Origin of the sequence: Kineococcus deserti (genome assembly GCF_050871945.1) — a bacterium.
In the GTDB taxonomy this organism is placed as follows: Bacteria; Actinomycetota; Actinomycetes; order Actinomycetales; family Kineococcaceae; genus Kineococcus.
The window spans coordinates 112,858-130,434 of the sequence record NZ_JBJLSI010000009.1 but is presented as its reverse complement, the minus strand read 5'-3'; the positions used below and the strand labels follow the sequence as shown (position 1 = coordinate 130,434).

General features: G+C 72.8%; 13 protein-coding genes, 1 pseudogene and 1 riboswitch. Of the genes and pseudogenes, 8 read left to right on the top strand and 6 right to left on the bottom strand.

All coding sequences use genetic code 11. The features are described 5' to 3' along the window. Window positions 1–82 precede the first annotated feature (82 nt). A complete protein-coding gene (gene melA / locus ACRYR2_RS09960; RefSeq protein WP_432562699.1) occupies window positions 83–1,453 on the top strand; it encodes an alpha-glucosidase/alpha-galactosidase in 1,371 nt (456 codons plus the stop codon). Beyond that, window positions 1,450–2,754, top strand: coding sequence for a glycoside hydrolase family 27 protein (locus ACRYR2_RS09955; protein ID WP_432562698.1), 1,305 nt, complete (start codon window positions 1,450–1,452; stop codon window positions 2,752–2,754). The genes melA and ACRYR2_RS09955 overlap by 4 nt, the downstream gene beginning before the upstream one ends. A 109-nt stretch (window positions 2,755–2,863) precedes the next feature. On the opposite strand, the gene ACRYR2_RS09950 is transcribed toward ACRYR2_RS09955, so the two are convergent. From ACRYR2_RS09950 to ACRYR2_RS09925, 6 genes are all read right to left on the bottom strand, one after another. Next, entirely contained in the window at window positions 2,864–4,027 is a 1,164-nt protein-coding gene (locus ACRYR2_RS09950; RefSeq protein ID WP_432562697.1) for an acyl-CoA dehydrogenase family protein, read from the bottom strand. An 8-nt stretch (window positions 4,028–4,035) separates the two neighbouring features. After that, complete coding sequence (locus tag ACRYR2_RS09945) at window positions 4,036–5,232, bottom strand: SfnB family sulfur acquisition oxidoreductase (protein WP_432562696.1); 1,197 nt, start codon at window positions 5,230–5,232, stop codon at window positions 4,036–4,038. Then, complete coding sequence (locus tag ACRYR2_RS09940) at window positions 5,229–6,605, bottom strand: LLM class flavin-dependent oxidoreductase (RefSeq protein ID WP_432562695.1); 1,377 nt, start codon at window positions 6,603–6,605, stop codon at window positions 5,229–5,231. Before ACRYR2_RS09940 ends, ACRYR2_RS09945 begins: the two co-directional genes overlap by 4 nt. 11 nt (window positions 6,606–6,616) lie before the next feature. Next, window positions 6,617–7,435, bottom strand: a complete 819-nt coding sequence (locus ACRYR2_RS09935) for a carbohydrate ABC transporter permease (protein ID WP_432562694.1) — start codon at window positions 7,433–7,435, stop codon at window positions 6,617–6,619. A 115-nt stretch (window positions 7,436–7,550) separates the two neighbouring features. After that, the gene (locus ACRYR2_RS09930) at window positions 7,551–8,501 is read right to left on the bottom strand and encodes a carbohydrate ABC transporter permease (protein WP_432562693.1); all 951 of its coding nucleotides are present in this window, start codon (window positions 8,499–8,501) and stop codon (window positions 7,551–7,553) included. Continuing rightward, window positions 8,498–9,865, bottom strand: a complete 1,368-nt coding sequence (locus ACRYR2_RS09925) for an ABC transporter substrate-binding protein (RefSeq protein ID WP_432562692.1) — start codon at window positions 9,863–9,865, stop codon at window positions 8,498–8,500. Before ACRYR2_RS09925 ends, ACRYR2_RS09930 begins: the two co-directional genes overlap by 4 nt. Window positions 9,866–10,080: 215 nt before the next feature. Then, a riboswitch (SAM riboswitch) is annotated at window positions 10,081–10,171 on the bottom strand. Between the two features lie 940 nt (window positions 10,172–11,111). Between ACRYR2_RS09925 and ACRYR2_RS09920 the strand changes: the two are divergent. The 6 genes and pseudogenes from ACRYR2_RS09920 to ACRYR2_RS09895 form a co-directional block, all read left to right on the top strand. Then, window positions 11,112–13,259 (top strand): annotated as a pseudogene (locus ACRYR2_RS09920) (Rne/Rng family ribonuclease); the annotation flags it as partial. A gap of 473 nt (window positions 13,260–13,732) precedes the next feature. Next, entirely contained in the window at window positions 13,733–14,044 is a 312-nt protein-coding gene (gene rplU, locus ACRYR2_RS09915; RefSeq protein ID WP_432562691.1) for a 50S ribosomal protein L21, read from the top strand. A gap of 8 nt (window positions 14,045–14,052) precedes the next feature. Beyond that, window positions 14,053–14,307, top strand: coding sequence for a 50S ribosomal protein L27 (rpmA, locus tag ACRYR2_RS09910; protein WP_432562690.1), 255 nt, complete (start codon window positions 14,053–14,055; stop codon window positions 14,305–14,307). Window positions 14,308–14,407: 100 nt separating this feature from the next. Continuing rightward, a complete protein-coding gene (obgE, locus tag ACRYR2_RS09905) occupies window positions 14,408–15,928 on the top strand; it encodes a GTPase ObgE (protein ID WP_432562689.1) in 1,521 nt (506 codons plus the stop codon). 9 nt (window positions 15,929–15,937) lie between these two features. Next, window positions 15,938–17,086, top strand: coding sequence for a glutamate 5-kinase (proB, locus tag ACRYR2_RS09900; RefSeq protein WP_432562688.1), 1,149 nt, complete (start codon window positions 15,938–15,940; stop codon window positions 17,084–17,086). Window positions 17,087–17,133: 47 nt separating this feature from the next. Next, window positions 17,134–17,538 (top strand): hypothetical protein, encoded by a 405-nt coding sequence (locus ACRYR2_RS09895; protein WP_432562687.1) that lies wholly within the window; start codon window positions 17,134–17,136, stop codon window positions 17,536–17,538. Window positions 17,539–17,577: the final 39 nt, after the last annotated feature.

The window sequence follows — 17,577 nt, the reverse complement described above, 5'->3', positions numbered from 1 at the left end:
CTGCGAGGTTACCTGAGGATCCTGGAAGGTCGCAGGTGTTCCCCGGAGGACTCGGCGCGGGGTGCGCGCCTAGGGTCGAGCCATGACGCAGAGCCCCAAGATCACCATCATCGGCGCCGGTGGTTTCGTCTTCCCCTTCCGCCTGATCGGCGACATCCTCAGCTTCCCGGCCCTGCGGTCCGCGCAGCTGTGCCTCATGGACATCCGTCCCGACAAGCTCGGGCCCGTCGCCGACGCGGCGCGCAAGCTCGTCGCCCACCACGGCTTCGACGCCGAGGTCGTCGAGACGACCGACCGCCGCGCGGCGCTCGACGGCGCCGACTTCGTCATCATCACCTTCCAGGTCGGCGGGGTGGAGGCCTACAAGGACGACGTCCTCATCCCGCGCAAGTACGGCATCGACCAGACCGTCGGCGACACCGTCGGCCCCGGCGGGGTGTTCCGCTTCCTGCGCTCCGTGCCGGCGTACGAGGCCATCGCGGCCGACGCCCTGGAGGTGTGCCCGGACGCGGTGTTCATCAACTACGCCAACCCGATGGCCATGGCCACGGCGTTCCTCAACGCCAAGGGCCTGAAGACCGTCGGCCTGTGCCACAGCGTGCAGGGCACCACCCGCATGCTGGCCCGCACCCTCGGCGTGCCCTACGAGGAGGTCAACTACCTCTCGGCCGGCATCAACCACCAGGCGTGGATCCTGAAGTTCCGCCGCGGCACCGAGGACCTCTACCCGCGGCTGCGCGAGGTGATGAACGAGCGTCACCAGGTGGGCCGCGCGGCCGGCGACCTGCTCGGCGACGACGGCGACCACAGCGAGGCCGCGCAGGCCGCCAGCACCTACGAGGGCGGCAACGAGCAGGTCCGCACGACCATCATGAACGCGTTCGGCTACTTCGAGACCGAGTCCAGCCACCACGCCTCGGAGTACCTGCCGTACTTCCGCAAGAACGCCGAGATGATCCGGCAGTACATCCCCGAGCGCTGGGACTACTACGAGATCTGCGTGGGCCACGACGACCAGGGCGACATCGACGCCCAGCTGGACAAGCTCAAGGCCGAGCTGAAGCCGTCGGTCGAGTACGGGGCGTCGATCGTGAACTCCGTCGTCACGGGCGTCCCGAGCGTCGTCTACGGCAACGTGCCGAACGTGGGCGTCATCTCCAACCTGCCCTCCGACGCGTGCGTCGAGGTGCCGTGCCTCGTCGACGAGAACGGCGTGCAGCCCACCGCCGTTGGGGAGCTCCCCCTGCAGCTGGCCGCGCTGAACCGCACCAACGTCAACGTGCAGACCCTCGCCGTGCAGGCGGCCCTGACGGGCAACCGCGAGAACGTCCACCACGCCGTGGCGGTGGACCCGCTGACCGCGGCGCTGCTGACCCTGGAGCAGGCCCGGGCCATGACGGACGAACTGCTCGCCGCGCACGCGGAGCGGCTGCCGGAGAACCTGCGCGCATGAGCCGTCCGCCCATGGGCTGGAACAGCTGGGACTGCTACGGCACCACCGTGACCGAGCAGGAGGTGCTCGACAACGCCGCCTTCATGGCCGAGCACCTCCTGCCGTACGGCTGGGACACCGTCGTGGTCGACATCGACTGGTCCGATCCGACGGCCAAGCCCCACGGCTACAACGCCGGCGCCCCGCTGTGCCTGGACGAGTTCGGCCGGCTGGTGCCGGACCCGGGCCGGTTCCCGAGCGCGGCCGGGGGAGCGGGCTTCGGGCCGCTGGCCGAGCGGGTGCACGCGCTCGGACTGAAGTTCGGCATCCACGTCATGCGCGGGATCCCCCGGCTGGCCGTGGACGCCGACGCCCCGGTCGCGGGGTCGAGCGCCCGGGCCTCGCAGGTCGCCGACCGCGACAACGTCTGCGAGTGGAACCCCGACATGTTCGGGCTCGACCACTCCCGCCCGGGCGCCCAGGCCTACTACGACTCCACGCTGCAGCTGTACGCGCAGTGGGGCGTCGACTTCCTCAAGGCCGACGACATGCTCTGGCCCTACCAGGCCGCCGACGTCGAGGCGTACGCCCGGGCGATCGAACGGTCCGGTCGCGACATCGCCCTCAGCCTGTCGCCCGGCCGGGACCTGTCGCTGTCGCGGCTGGAGCACCTGCGCGAGCACGCGACGATGTGGCGGATCTGCGACGACCTGTGGGACCGGTGGGAGGACGTCGAGGCGAACTTCGCACGGTTCGCCCGCTGGGCCCCGCACGCCGGCCCGGCCGGCTGGCCCGACGGGGACATGCTCCCGCTGGGACGCGTCGGGATCCGCGCCGAGCGGGGCGAACCGCGCGACGACCGGCTCACCCCGGCCGAACGGCGCACGCTCGTGACGTTGTGGGTCGTCGCCCGCTCGCCGCTGATGATCGGTGGGGACCTGCCGAGCTCGGACCCGGCGACGATCGCGTTGTTCACCAACGCCGACGTGCTCGCCGTGCTCGAGAGCACCGGCAACCGCGAGGTGTTCCGCGAGGGACCGCTCGTGCTGTGGACCGCGCGGGGTGCCGACGGTGAGGGCTACGTCGCGGCGTTCAACCTGGCCGACGAACCGCTCGAGGTGGTCCTCGACAGCCGCAACGTCGACCTGCCCGCCGAACTGGGCACGGTCGAGGAGCTGTGGACGGGCACCGCGGTGAAGACCGCCCCGGTCACGGTGCAGGAGGACACCACTCGCGGCGTCGCCCCCGGCAGCACCGCGATCCCCGTGTCGCTCGACCCGCACGGCGCGGTGCTGCTCCGCCACACGCGGGGAGCGCGCTAGCGCGAACCCGCTGGTGATCGAGCACGACACGTCTCGCGGAACTGCACCTGACCGCCGAACGGTCGTGCTCGATCACCAGCGGGCCAGCGCTGCGCACCGACCCGGCACGTCAGGTGTAGAGGGTGAAGTCCGGGTGGGCGCCGGTGAGGAAGTGGTTGCCCACCTCGCGGGCCTTGTACTGCACCGGGTCGTGCAGGGTGTGGGTGCGCACGTTGCGCCAGAACCGGTCGAAGCCGTACTTGTTCGCCGACGCCCGGGCGCCGGTCACCTCGTAGATCGCCGAGGTCGCCTCGACCGCCAGGTCGGAGGAGACCACCTTGAGGGCCGCGATCTCCTCGGCCACCTCACCCCGCTCGGCCCACGTCAGGTCCGCGCCGCGCTCGTGCGCCTGCGACAGCGACTCACCCACGCTGCGGCCCAGCGCCTCCGCGGCCCGCAGGCGCGCGACGAGCCGGCCGTAGGTGGCCAGCACGTACGGGTCCTCCACGGCGCTGCTCACGTCCGACAGCAGCCACGGCCGCGACGTCGTGCGGGTGTACTCCGAGGCCGCCTCCAGCGCCCCGCGGGTCACGCCCAGGTAGAAGTGCCCGAACGCGGCCTGGATCGCGGGGGTGACCAGTGAGCCGAACGCGCCGCTCTTCGAGGCCGAACCGAGCACGGCGTCGGGGGTGATCCGCACGTCGTCGAAGCGCACCGAGCCGGAGGCGGACAGCCGCTGGCCCAGGTTGTCCCAGTCGCCGCCCTTGACGAACCCCTCGGTCTCGCGGGGGACGACGACGAGCAGGTCCTGCCCGTCGTCGGTGACCCCGCCGACGACGGTGACGTCCCCGACGCTGGCGCCGGTGGAGAAGTTCTTCGTGCCGCGCAGCAGGTAGCCGTCCCCGTCGCGCACCAGCTGCAGGTCGGGGTCGACCGGGTTGACCGAGTCGCCCCACAACCACTGCTGCTGCGCGCTCGGCACCCCCCAGCGCTGCCGGCCCGCGTCGTCGGCCACCCACACGAGGTTGTGCGCGTTGACGTAGTGGTAGGCGACGAGCTGGGCGATCGAGCCGTCGGCGCGGGCGATCTCGCGCACGACCTCCAGCGCCACCGACCACGGCAGGCCGCCACCGCCGATCCCGGTGGGCAGCAGGACGTTCGGCAGCCCCGCCTTGCGCAGCAGCTCGGCCTCGGTGAACGGCTCGGCGTTCGCGCGGTCGCGCTCGAGGGCGTCGAGGGCGAGGTGGTTCGCGACGTCGCGCGCCGCCTCGAGGACCTGTTCGGACGTGGTCACGGTTCTCCTCACACCCACCCGTTCGCGGGCGGGAAGACGTCGAGCAGGGCGTGCCGGCCGAGGTGCTGCAACTTCGAACGGCGTGGGTCGTGCAGGGTGTGGGTGCGCGCGTTGCGCCAGTGCCGGTCCAGGTTCAGCGGTTTGGCCGCCGACCGGGTGCCGACGAGGGCGAACACGTCCGAGGACACCGACACCGCGGCGGTGTCGGCGGCCGCGCGGGCGGCGGCGACGGCCAGCGAGGCCTCCCCGGCCGATTCCTCGGTGAGGTCCCCGCGGGCGGCGTCGATGGCCGTCCCGGCCTCGCGCAGCAGGGCGTGCGCGGCGCGGGTGCGCAGCACGAGGTCACCGAACTCCTGGATGACCAGCGGGTCCTGCGCGGCGCTGGGGGCGCCGAACTCCGGCCACGGCCGGGCGACCGTCTTCACCAGCTCGGCGGCGTCGCGCAGCGCGGCCCAGGCGATCCCGACGTCGATGGCGGCGTGCAGGAAGTTGCCGAACGCGCCGAACGTCTCGGCCTGCTCGAACATCCTCCCGGCCGGGAGCACCCGGTCGGCCTCGACGAGGACGTTCTCGAACCGCACGGTGCCGGACCCGGTGGTCCGCTGGCCCATGCCGATCCAGTCGTCCTGGATCGTGACACCCGGGTCGGACGCCTCGACCCACGCGGCGACGAGCCTCCCGTCCGGGTCCTCGCTGCGGTCGGTGGCGTAGATCGGGATCCACGGCGCGAACGGCGTCCCGGTTCCGTAGTACTTCACGCCGTCGACGAGGTAGCGCCCGTCGGACTGCTTCTCGAAGCGGATGTCGTACTCCCAGGCCGTCTTCGACCCGCGCTCGGACAGCGCGTTGGCGAAGTGCCGGCCCGCGAGGACCTCGCCGTAGAAGAAGCGCTTCTGCTCCGGGGTTCCCACGTGGTGCACGACGTCGACGAAGAAGTAGTGGTTCTGGGGGATCTGCCCGACGCTGGAGTCGCCCTTGGCGATCTCGACGAACACGTCGCCGAGGTCGCGGGCGCCCAGGCCGGCGCCGCCGAAGAACCGCGGCACCGTCAGCCCGAGCAGCCCCGTCCGCGCCAGCGCGGCGACCTCCTCGTGCGGCAGCCGCCGCTCGGCGTCCCGCGCGGCGTCGCCCTTGGCCAGCCCGGCCCCGAACTCCTCGGCGACGGCCAGCGCCTCGGCGGCGTCGGCGATGACGTGGGCGGTCACTGCGCGCCCGCCTTGAACCGCGCCGCCGGGTGGTCGTCGCGCACGTGCACCTGCCCCTTGCCGTAGATGGTCTCGCGCAGCGTCTCGCCCTCGTACTCGGTGGGGTAGACGCCGCGACGCTGCAGTTCGGGCACGACGAACTCGACGATGTCCTCGAACGTGCCCGGCGTGATGGCGTACGCGCAGTTGAACCCGTCGACGTCACCGACCTCGATCCACCGCTGCAGCTCGTCGGCCACGGTCGAGGGGGACCCGACGATCACCGTGCCCATGCCGCCGATGCCGACCCAGTTGGCGATGTCCCGCGGGGTCCACTTGCGGTCGGGGTCGGCGGTCGAGAACGCCTCGACGGCGCTGCGGACGGCCTGGGTCTCGGCGTACTCCAGCGGTTCGTCCGGCGGGTAGCTCGACAGGTCCAGCCCGCTCCAGCCGCCGTACAGGTTCAGCGCGCCGTCGTAGCTGACGTACTGCGCGTACTCCTCGTACTTGGCCCGCGCCTCCTCGTCGGTGGCCGCGGTGATGATCGTCACCAGGGTGAACACCTTGACGCTGCGCGGGTCACGGCCGGCCTGCTCCGCCGAGGCGCGCAACCGGTCCACCCACGGGCGCATGACCTCGGGACGGGTGGCCGTGTTGAAGATGGCCTCACCGTGCCGGGCCGCGAACGCGATGCCGCGTGGCGAGGCGCCCGCCTGGAAGATCACCGGGGTGCGCTGCGGGGACGGGGCCGTCAGGCCGATGCCGGGGACGTCGAAGAACCGGCCGTGGTGCTCGATCGGGTGCACCTTGTCGGGGTCGGTGAACACGCCGGCCTCGCGGTCGCGCACGACGGCGTCGTCCTCCCAGGAGCCCTCCCACAGCTTGTAGACGACCTCCATGAACTCCTCGCCGAGTTCGTAGCGGTCGTCGTGGGAGATCTGCGTCGACAGGCCCAGGTTCTTCGCGGCGGACTCCAGGTAGCTGGTGACGACGTTCCAGCCGACCCGACCGTTCGTGTAGTGGTCCAGCGTGGCCATCTTGCGGGCGAAGGAGTACGGCTGCTCGTAGGTGAGGGACACCGTGACGCCGAACCCGAGGTGCTCGGTCACCGCCCCCATGGCCGAGACCGCCAGCAGCGGGTCGCCGACCGGGACCTGGGTCGACTCGCGCAGCGCCGTCTGCGGCCCGCCCTGGTAGACGTCGTAGATCCCCAGGACGTCGGCGATGAACAGCGAGTCGAACTTCCCGCGCTCGAGCAGCTTCGCCAGCTCGGTCCAGTACCGGATGTCGTCGAAGCGGTGCGACTCGTCGGCCGGGTGCTTCCACAGCCCGGGGGACTGGTGGCCGACGCAGGTCATGTCGAAGGCGTTCAGGTGGATGCGGCGATCGGACACGTGCGACTCCCTCACTTGACGGCCCCGGCGGACAACCCGCCGACGAGCCACTTCTGGGCCACCACCGCGAGCACGTACATCGGGACGATCCCGACGAGCGAGGCCGCGGCCTGCTGGCCGAACTGCACGGTGCGGTCCCCCTGGAACAGCGACAGCCCGACCGGCAGGGTCTGGCTGGAGGTGCTCTGGGAGAACGACACCGCGAACAGGAACTCGTTGTAGGACAGGAACAGGCAGATGAGCAGCGCCGCGACCAGCCCGGGGGCCAGCAGCGGCAGGACGATGCGGCGCAAACCCTGCGTCGTCGACAGGCCGTCGACCCAGCCGGCCTCCTCGATCTCGACCGGGATGCGCCGCACGAAACCGTCGAGCAGCCACACCGCGACCGGGACGTTGGCCAGGCCGTTGACCAGCACCAGCCCGAGCGCGGAGTTCGTCAGGTCCGCCTGCTTGAGCAGGTAGTACAGCGGCAGCACCGCGACGATCGGGGGAGCGCAGTAGCTGGCCAGCAGCAGCGTCTGCAACCGCTCACCGCGCTGACCGGCGCGGGCGGTGACGTACGCCGCGGGCACGGCGACGATCGACGTCAGCAGCGTCGCCCCGATCGCGACGACCCACGAGTTCGCCAGCATCGTCGACAGCGGGACCGTCTCGAACGCGGCCCGGAAGTTCGACCACACGAACACGCTGGGCAGCCACCCGCCGTTGGCGATGTCGTCGACGCTGCGCAGCGAGAGCGAGACCATGAACAGCATCGGCAGCAGCGCGACGAACGCCACGAGCGCCAGGACCAGCCGCAGACCCCCGCGGCGCAGCACGGCCGCGCTCACCGTGCAGCCCCGACTCGCTCGGTCGAGGCGCTCGAGCCGGCGCCTCCCTCCGGCGCCGCGCAGCGACTTCGTCGGCGCGTCGCCTGCGTCCAGGCGCCGACGCGCCTCTGCTCGCTCACTGGTCGGCCTTCACGGCGCGCGCCCGCAGCAGCGTGACGACGGTGGTCAGCACCCCGACGACGAGCCCGAAGACCAGCGTCTCGGCCGCTGCGGTGCCGATCTCGTAGCTGCCCCGCATGCCGGTCCGGAAGATCTCGAAACTGCTGACGATGGTGGACACCCCCGGCCCGCCCTGCGTCACGACCGTGACCAGGTCGAAGACCTTCAGGCCGATGACCAGTTCGAGCAGCAGCACCGAGAACACGTTCGGTGCGATGACCGGCCACACGACGTTCGTGAACGACCGGAACGTCCCGGCCCCGTCCAGGGCGGCCGCCTCGCGCAGTTCCTCGGGAACCCCGAGCAGGGCCGCGAACACCAGCAACGTCACCAGCGGGGTCCACTGCCACACGTGCATGACGACGAGCGCACCGAACGCGCCGACGCTGTCGCCCAGCGGGTTGGCCCCCGGGAACCCGAGCGCCGAGAACAGCCCGCCGAACGCCCCGCCGACCGGGGCCAGCATGAGCTTCCACGCCACCCCGACCATGACCGGTGGTGTCACCAGCGGCAGCAGCAGGATCGTGCCGACGACGCCGAACCGGGTGCCCCGCGCGTGCAGCAGCAGCGCCAGCACCACTCCGAGGGCCGTCGCCGCCAGCGCGGCGACGACGGCGAACACCACCGAGCGCACCAGGGAGCCGGCGAACGCCACCGACTCCCAGGCCTCGACGAAGTTGTCGGTGCCGGTGAAGACCTGCAGCGGTTTGGCCAGCGACGACTTGGTGAACGCCAGCGCCACGACGAACAGCGTCGGGTAGACGAGCATCAGGGCGAGCCCGGCCAGGCTCGGCGCGGCCAGCCACGTCGAGACGTGCCCCGGGCGGTGCCGTCCGGGGACGGCGCGCCGGGAGCCGTTGCCGCGCTGGCGCGGCACGGTGCCGCGTCGTTCGTCCAGGAGCGTCATCCGAGCGTCTTCCCCCAGCTCTCGGCGGCCTTGTCGAGCGCGGCCTGCGGGTCCTCGGTGCCCTGGATGGCCAGCGCGAGCTGGTCGACGAGGTCCTGCAGGGCCTTCGGCGCGCCGGCCTGCTTCGGCCACACCAGCGGGTCGCCCGTCAGGCCCTCGCGGATGACGTCGGTCGCCTTCCCGGCGGCGGTGGCGTACTCCGCCGACTCCAGCACGCTCGTGCGGGCCGGGTCGATGCCCGACCCGGCCGTCGAGGCCAGCAGGAAGTTGCGCTCCCGGTCGGTGGCCCACTTGATGAACGCGGCCGCCTTGTCCTGCTGGGACGAGGCCGTCGAGACGCCGAGGCCGAAACCGGAGTCCAGCGCCGAACGCGGTGTCGTGTTCGACCCGCCGACCGGCAGCGTCACCACGCCCCACTTGTCGACGATCTTCGAGCTGGCCGGGTCCTGCGCCTTCAGCCCCAGGTCGGTCCAGGTGTCGAGCATCGCGCCCTGACCGGCCAGGAACGCCGAGTTGGCCTGGTCGAAGCCGGTCTGCAGCGGCGTCGGCAGCGCCGAGGGCGCCACGGTGATGAGGTGCTGCAGCGCGGCCAGCCCCTCCTGGCCCGCGAACGCCGGCCCGCCGTCGGCGTCGACCAGCGTCCCGCCGTACCCGGCGAGGCGGTTGATGAAGGAGCAGCCGAGGATCATCGGCACCTGCTGGCCCTCGACGATCGCGCCGTAGACGCTGCCGCCGGAGTCCTGGGTGATCTTCGCCGCGGCGGCGTCGTACTCGTCCCACGTCGTGGGCGGCTGCACGCCGTACCGCTCGAAAACCTCGGCGTTGTAGTAGAGGACGTGGGTGTCGCCGTCGAAGGGCAGGCCGTAGCGCTTGCCGTCCAGCAGCGTGTACGGGTCGTAGACCGACGGGAGGAAGTCGTCGGTGCCGATGTCGCCGTTCGCGCCGATCCAGTCGGTCAGGTCCACGAGGGCGTCGGCGTTCACCAGCTCACCGAGGCCGAAGTAGAAGTAGTCGAAGACGTCGAACTCCCCGTCGCCGCCCTGCACGTCCAGGATCTGCTTGCTCGTCAGCTGGTCGTAGGGGATCGCGGTGACCTCGAGCTTGCCGCCGAACTCCTGCTCGAACGCCGGCCCGAGCAGGTCGGTGAAGGCCAGCACGTGCGGCTGGTTGACCATCAGCTTGATGGTCGCGCCCTGCAGGTCGACGGCCTGCGCGGCGGCCAGCCCGGAGGCCGACTGCTCCTCACCGCAGGCGGCGAGCGCACCGAGCGCGCCGATGCCGAGGGCGGAGGACAGCACCCGGCGGCGGGAGGCGATCAGGCGCGAGGTGCTCGTGGGCAGAGGGGTGCGACGGGGCGCGGACATGGGTGTGCTCCGGTGGGTGGGCGGACGGACGTCCGTCGGGGGTGCGCGCGGTGGCGGCGCGCTCGGGAGGGGTCTGGGGGAGGGACTGCGCTGGTCAGAGAGCGCGGAGCGTCCCCCGGCGCATCGACGAACCCGGGGTACAGGTCATCGAGGCCGTGCGCGAGAGGTCGACGTGGTAACGCCGGGTCAGACGGGTACAGCTGGTCACAGCGGTTCCTCCATCGCCCCTGGCGGGAGCACCTGCCGCTCGCGCGGTGGTTGCTGTGGCGTCGACGAGCCAGGTCTCTCGGCCACTCTGGATGGGTGTTGATCAGACCGTAGCGGACGCGGGGGCCTCCTGACCACGTTCCTGCCGGATCGGTGCGAAGGGTCACCTGCGGTCGGCTGTGCCACACTGGCGGTGGCCGAGCGTTCCCCACACCGGGCGCGCGGCCCGCCGTCGAGACCGCCGCCTGGTGCGCGGGTCCCGGGCAGCGCCGCGGTCTGGTGGAAGGACCTCGCAGGCGCCCCGGCCCTCGTGCTGGACGACGACCGCCGGCGGCACGGGCGGAGCACGCGTCGCGCGAACCCGCCGGTGCACCGAGGACTTCCGTCGGGTGCGGGACGACCCGCCCGGCGATTCCGACGAGGACGCTCGAGCGGCCGCGGGTTGACCGGTGGAGCGGACGCTGCGGGCGAAGCGGAGCAACCCGTGACGACCACACCTGAAGAGAACGCCGCCGCAGCTGCCGCGGACGAGAAGACCACCCCCGCGACGAAGCCGCGGCGACGTCGCGCGGCCAGTCGTCCCGCCGGCCCGCCGGCGCACGTCGAGGCCCCTGTCGAGACCACCGTCGAGGCGGAGACGCCCGCCCCCGTGACCGTGCCGGCCCCCGACGCCCCCGCGGTCGAGGCACCCGCTGCCGAGGTGCCCGCTGCCGAGGAGGCGGCCCCGCGCCGCCGCACGCGCCGCGCCACCCGCAAGGTGGCCACCCCCGAGGTGAGCCCCGAGCCGGTCGCCGAGCCGGTCGCCGAACCGGTCGCCGCGGCCGAAGCGGCCGCCGAGCCCGCCGCCGACGAGGCCCCGGCCGAGCCGGTCAAGGCTCCTGCCCGGCGCCGCCGCTCCCGCAAGGCCACCGCTGCGCCCGTCGAGCCGACCGTCGAGCCGACCGTCGACGTGACCCCGGCGGCTCCAGAGGCGACGCCGGTGCCGGAGGTGGCCGAGGTCGCCGCCGTCGCCGAGGACGTCCCCGTCGAGGAGGCGCCCGTCGAGCAGCCCACCGGGGCCGGTGCGGCCCCGGCCGAGGCGCCCGTCGAGGAGCAGGTCGAGACCCGATCCGAGGCCCAGCCCGAGACCCAGCCCGACCTCATGGACGACCCGGTGCTCCTGCGCGCCGCCGGGATGGCCCGCGGTGGCCGCCGTGAGCGCACCGACGCCGAGCGCGCGGCCGACGCCGCCGCCCGCGCGACCGCCCTGTTCTTCCAGGCTCCCGAGGCCGAGGAGGCGCCTCGGCGCCGTCGCCGCGCCTCCGCCCCGGCCGGCCCGCCGCCCGGAGCCGACCAGGACGCCCTCGACGTCTTCGCCCGCCGCGCCTTCGAGACCGGGCAGGCCGACCAGGACGAGACCGACGAGGTCGACGAGGTCGACGAGGACGTGCTCGAAGGCACCGCCGACGACCTCGAGGAGACCCTGGACGACGCCGGCGCCGAGGACGACACCGAGGACGGCCAGGACGAGGACCGGGACGAGGACGGGGGTGCACCGCGCCGCCGCCGTCGCCGCGGCGGACGGGGCCGCCGCAGCCGCACCCGTGAGGACTCCGACGAGGAGGCTCCGACCGGGGACTCCGACGAGGAGGCCCGTGAGTCCGACGAGACCGAGGAGCCGGAGGAGTCCGAGGAGGACGCCGGCGAGGACACCGGCGAGGACGGCGAGGAGTCGTCGGGCTCGTCCCGGCGCCGTCGTCGCCGCCGTCGCCGCGGGGGGGCGGCCGACTCGGAGGAGACCTCGCCCGACGACCCGCCGAACACCGTCACCCGGGTCCGGGAACCGCGCCGGCCGCGCAGCACCGGCGGCACCGGCGGCACCGGCGAGGACGAGATCACCGCGCTGCGCGGCTCGACCCGCCTGGAGGCCAAGAAGCAGCGCCGCCGCGAGGGCCGGGAGGCCGGTCGCAAGCGCGCCATCCTCACCGAGGCCGAGTTCCTGGCCCGTCGCGAGTCCGTCGAGCGCGTCATGGTCGTGCGCCAGCAGGACGACAAGACCCAGATCGGCGTCCTCGAGGACGGGATCCTCGTGGAGCACTACGGCGCCAAGCAGGCGCAGACGACGATGGTCGGCAACGTCTACCTCGGCCGCGTGCAGAACGTGCTGCCGAGCATGGAGGCCGCGTTCGTCGACGTCGGCAAGGGACGCAACGCCGTCCTGTACGCCGGTGAGGTCAACTGGGACGCCGCCGGGCTCGAGGGCCAGCCGCGGCGCATCGAGGCCGCGCTGAAGTCCGGCGACCCCGTCCTGGTCCAGGTCACCAAGGACCCGGTGGGCCACAAGGGCGCCCGGCTGACCAGCCAGGTCTCCCTGCCCGGCCGCTACCTCGTCTACGTCCCGCGCGGGTCGATGACGGGCATCTCCCGCAAGCTGCCCGACACCGAGCGCGCGCGGCTGAAGAAGGTCCTCAAGGAGGTCGTGCCCGCCGGCGCGGGCGTCATCGTGCGCACCGCCGCCGAGGGCGTGGCCGAGGAGGAGCTGCGTGCCGACGTCCAGCGCCTGCAGGCGACGTGGGAGGCCATCCAGGCCAAGGCGCAGAGCAAGAACGCGCCGATCCTGCTGCACGGTGAACCGGACCTGACCGTCCGCGTCGTGCGCGACGTCTTCAACGAGGACTTCTCCAAGGTCGTCGTCTCCGGGGACGCCGCCTGGGACGCGGTCCACGGCTACGTCGCCGACGTGGCCCCCGACCTCGCCGGGCGCCTCGAGCGCTGGGAGGGCAGCCAGGACGTCTTCGAGCACCACCGGATCGACGAGCAGCTGGCCAAGGCCCTGGGCCGCAAGGTCTGGCTGCCCTCGGGCGGGTCGCTGGTCATCGACCCGACCGAGGCGATGCACGTCATCGACGTCAACACCGGCAAGTTCACCGGCGCCGGTGGCACCCTCGAGGAGACCGTCACCCGCAACAACCTCGAGGCGGCCGAGGAGATCGTGCGGCAGCTGCGGCTGCGCGACATCGGCGGGATCATCGTCATCGACTTCATCGACATGGTCCTGGAGTCCAACCGCGACCTGGTCCTGCGCCGGCTCGTGGAGTGCCTGGGCCGGGACCGGACCAAGCACCAGGTCGCCGAGGTCACCTCGCTGGGCCTGGTCCAGATGACCCGCAAGCGGACCGGGCAGGGCCTGGCGGCCGTCCTGGACGAGCTCGACGCGGCGGCGGACGCCAACCCGGCACCGCAGCCGTCCGCCGGACCGCAGAACGGGTCGGGCAACGGGTCCGGGAACGGCAACGGCTCGGCCGCCGGCTCGGGCAAGTCCCGCCGGCGTGGCCGCGGCCGGGACAAGGGGGCGCCGGAGCCGGGGCAGGGGGAGGCTCCCAAGGCCGCTGCCGTCGAGGAGAGCGCCCAGGAGGCTTCCCGGGAGCCGGGCAAGGACTCCGCCGTCCTGGCGGCGATCGCGGCCGTGGCCGCGGCCGGCCGCCGGGAGCGGGAGGGCTCCGCCGACCAGCCGGAGGGGCAACCGACCGGCGGTGAGTGAGCCGTTTTGACCCAGGGGGAGGGCGTTACGTACGCTTGACCCTTGGTGCGCCATCGTGCGCGAGCCACACGCTCTGAGGGTGCAGTCAGCTTCCGCAGTTCGGTGGCGTTCCAGTTCGTGACGAGAGAAACGGGTTCGTTGTGGTGTACGCCATCGTCCGCGCCGGCGGCCGGCAGGAGAAGGTCTCGGTCGGCGACGTGCTGACCATCGACCGGGTCCCCGTGGCCAGCGGGGAGACGCTGCAGCTGCAGCCCCTGCTCCTCGTCGACGGTGAGACCGTGACTCACGACGCCTCGGCGCTCGCGGGTGTCAAGGTCGTCGCCGAGGTGGTCGAGGAGGCCAAGGGCCCCAAGATCACCATCCTGAAGTACAAGAACAAGACCGGGTACCGCAAGCGTCAGGGTCACCGCGCGAAGCTCACCCGTGTCAAGATCACCAGCATCGGGGAGTGAGCTGACTCATGGCACACAAGAAGGGCGCGAGCTCCTCGCGCAACGGTCGTGACTCCGCCGCGCAGCGCCTCGGCGTCAAGCGCTTCGGTGGCCAGGTCGTCGGCGCGGGCGAGATCCTCGTCCGTCAGCGCGGCACCCACTTCCACCCCGGTGCGGGTGTGGGCCGTGGCGGCGACGACACGCTGTTCGCGCTGATCCCGGGCGCCGTCGAGTTCGGCACCCGTCGTGGTCGCAAGGTCGTCAACATCGTCGCGGGCGAGTGACGACGCACCAGTCGTGAACGCGAGGGGCGGGCCGGAGAGATCCGGTCCGCCCCTCGTGCGTTCCACCAGCAGTTCCCCCCTCGAGCCCTAGGAGAGACCCATGTCGACGCACTTCGTCGATCGCGTCGTTCTGCACGCGTCCGGCGGTGACGGCGGCAACGGGTGCGCCTCGGTGCACCGCGAGAAGTTCAAACCCCTGGGCGGGCCCGACGGCGGCAACGGCGGCCGCGGCGGGAACGTCGTCCTCGAGGTCGACCCGCAGGTGACGACGCTGCTGGAGCTGCACCGCCGCCCGCACCGCAGCGCCCCCGACGGCAAGTTCGGCATGGGCAGCCACCGCAACGGCGCCGAGGGTGAGGACCTGGTCATCGGCGTGCCCGACGGCACCATCGTCCGCAACACCAAGGGCGAACTGCTCGCCGACATGGTCGGTGCCGGGACGCGGTACGTCGTGGCCCCCGGTGGCCGCGGTGGCCTGGGCAACGCGGCACTGGCCTCGGCCAAGCGCAAGGCCCCCGGGTTCGCGCTGCTGGGCGAACCGGGCGAGGAGCTCGACGTCGTCCTCGAGCTCAAGACCCTGGCCGACATCGCGCTCGTGGGTTTCCCCAGCGCCGGCAAGTCCAGCCTGGTCGCGGCGCTGTCCGCGGCGCGACCCAAGATCGCCGACTACCCCTTCACGACGCTCGTGCCCAACCTCGGTGTCGTCGAGGCCGGTTCGGTGCGCTTCACCGTCGCCGACGTCCCCGGCCTCATCCCCGGGGCCAGCGAGGGCCGCGGCCTCGGGCTGGACTTCCTGCGCCACGTCGAGCGGTGCGTCGCCCTCGTGCACGTCCTGGACGGCGCGAACCTGGAGACCGAGCGCGACCCGATCAGCGACCTCGAGGCCATCGAGAAGGAACTCGCCGCCTACACCGTCGACGACGGGACGGTCCCGCTGCAGGACCGGCCGCGCATCATCGTCATCAACAAGGCCGACGTCCCCGACGCGCGCGACATGGCCGACATCGTCCGTGCCGACCTCGAGAAGCGCGGCGCGCCGGTCTTCGTCGTCTCGGCCGTCGCGCACACCGGGCTGCGCGAACTGTCCTTCGCCATGGCCGAACTCGTCGCGGCCTCGCGGGCGGCCGCGCCCGAGGCGGTTCCGACGCGCATCGTGCTGAACCCGCCGGCCGTGGACGCGACCGGTTTCAGCGTGACCCGCGAGGAGTACGGCGAGGGCGAGCACGCCTCGGTGCGCTTCCGCGTCCGCGGCGAGAAGCCCCGCCGCTGGGTCCGGCAGACCGACTTCACCAACGACGAGGCCGTGGGGTACCTGGCCGACCGCCTCGCCCGGCTCGGCGTCGAGGACGAGCTGTTCAAGGCCGGCGCGACGCCGGGGGCCGAGGTCGTCATCGGCGACGACGCCAACGCCGTCGTCTTCGACTGGGAACCCACGATGGTCTCCGGCGCCGAGGTCCTGGGTCAGCGCGGGACGGACCTGCGCCTGGAGGACCACTCCCGGCCCACCCGCGACGCCAAGCGCCTGCAGGAGCGCGAGCGCCGCGCCGCCAAGGCCGCCGCCCGCGGCGAGCTGGAGGACGAGCGCCGGGCGGGGCACTGGACCGCCGACGACGAGAGCTGAGCGGCCGCGGTGAGCACTGCCTCCACGGTGACCCGGCGCGAGGACCTGGCCGGGGCGCGACGTGTCGTGGTCAAGGTGGGGTCCTCCTCGTTGACCACCGCGGCCGGGGGGCTGGACGGCTCCCGGCTGGACGCGCTGGTGGACGTGCTGGCCAAGCGCCGGGTCGACGGCGGGGACGTCGTCCTGGTCTCCTCCGGTGCCATCGCGGCCGGCCTGGCGCCGCTGGGACTGCGCAAGCGCCCGCGTGACCTGGCCAGCCAGCAGGCCGCGGCCAGCGTGGGGCAGGGGCTGCTGCTGGCCGAGTACACCCGGGCCTTCGCGCACGCCGGTCTGACGGTCGGGCAGGTGCTGCTGACGGAGCAGGACGTCGTGCGCCGCACGCACTACGGCAACGCCCAGCGCACGCTGGAACGGCTGCTGAGCCTGGGGGTCGTCCCGGTCGTCAACGAGAACGACACCGTGGCCACGCACGAGATCCGCTTCGGTGACAACGACCGGCTGGCGGCCCTCGTCGCCCACCTGGTGCGGGCCGACGCCCTCGTCCTGCTGTCCGACGTCGACGCCCTCTACGACGCGCCGCCCTCGCGGCCGGGGGCGCGACGGCTGAGCACCGTGCGCGGGCCCGAGGACCTGGCCGAGGTCACGGTCGGGTCGGCCGGAGCCGCCGGCGTCGGGACCGGGGGGATGACGACGAAGGTGGAGGCCGCGGGCATCGCCGTCGCCGCCGGCGTCCCGACGCTGGTGACGTCGGCGGCCCTGGCGCACGAGGCGCTGGCGGGTCAGGACGTGGGGACGTGGTTCACGGTCCCGGCCGCCCGCCGGTCCCGGCGCAGCACCCGGCAGCTGTGGCTGGCGCACGCCGCGGCACCCGCGGGCCGGCTGGTGCTGGACGAGGGAGCGGTGCGCGCGGTCCGCACGAACCGTTCCTCGCTGCTGCCCGCCGGGGTCGTGGGCCTGTCCGGTCGCTTCCGGGCCGGGGACCCGGTCGACCTGGTCGACGGAAACGGTCACGCCGTGGCCCGCGGGCTGGTGAACTACTCCTCGGAGGAACTGCCGGACATGCTCGGCCGGTCGACGCGCGAACTCGCCCGGCAGTGGGGTCCGGCCTACGAGCGCGAGGTCGTCCACCGCGATCACCTGGTGCTCCTGGCGCGCTGACCGCGTTCGGCGGCCAGCGGACGATCTCGAGAACAGGGGCCGGACTGGTGTTCGACGACGTCAAGGACGAGGTGACCGAGCAGTTGCCCCTGTGGTCGGTGACGTTGACCGTCGCCGGGCACGCCACCGACGTGTGCGACGTGCGGGCGGCGCTGGACCGGCTGCTGGCCGAGCACCCGTTCCTGTCCAGCGTGCGCTACAGCGCCACCCGCGCCGAGGTGCGGTACTGGGACGAGGCCCGCGACGTCGACGACGCGGCCGCCATGGCGCTGCGGTTGTGGCCCGACCACCGCGTCAGCGCGGGGTTGCCGGCCTGGTCGGTCGTCGGTGTGGAGGTCGTCGACCGCGAGACCGTGGAGCACCGCGTCGCGGCGCAGTCCGGTGGCCGCCTGCGCCGGCCGCTGCGCCGCGCCCGCACCCTGGACCTGATCGGCGACATCGCCCCCTGGTGAACTGCCCAGCCATCGGTAGCGGATCGTTCAACGATCCGG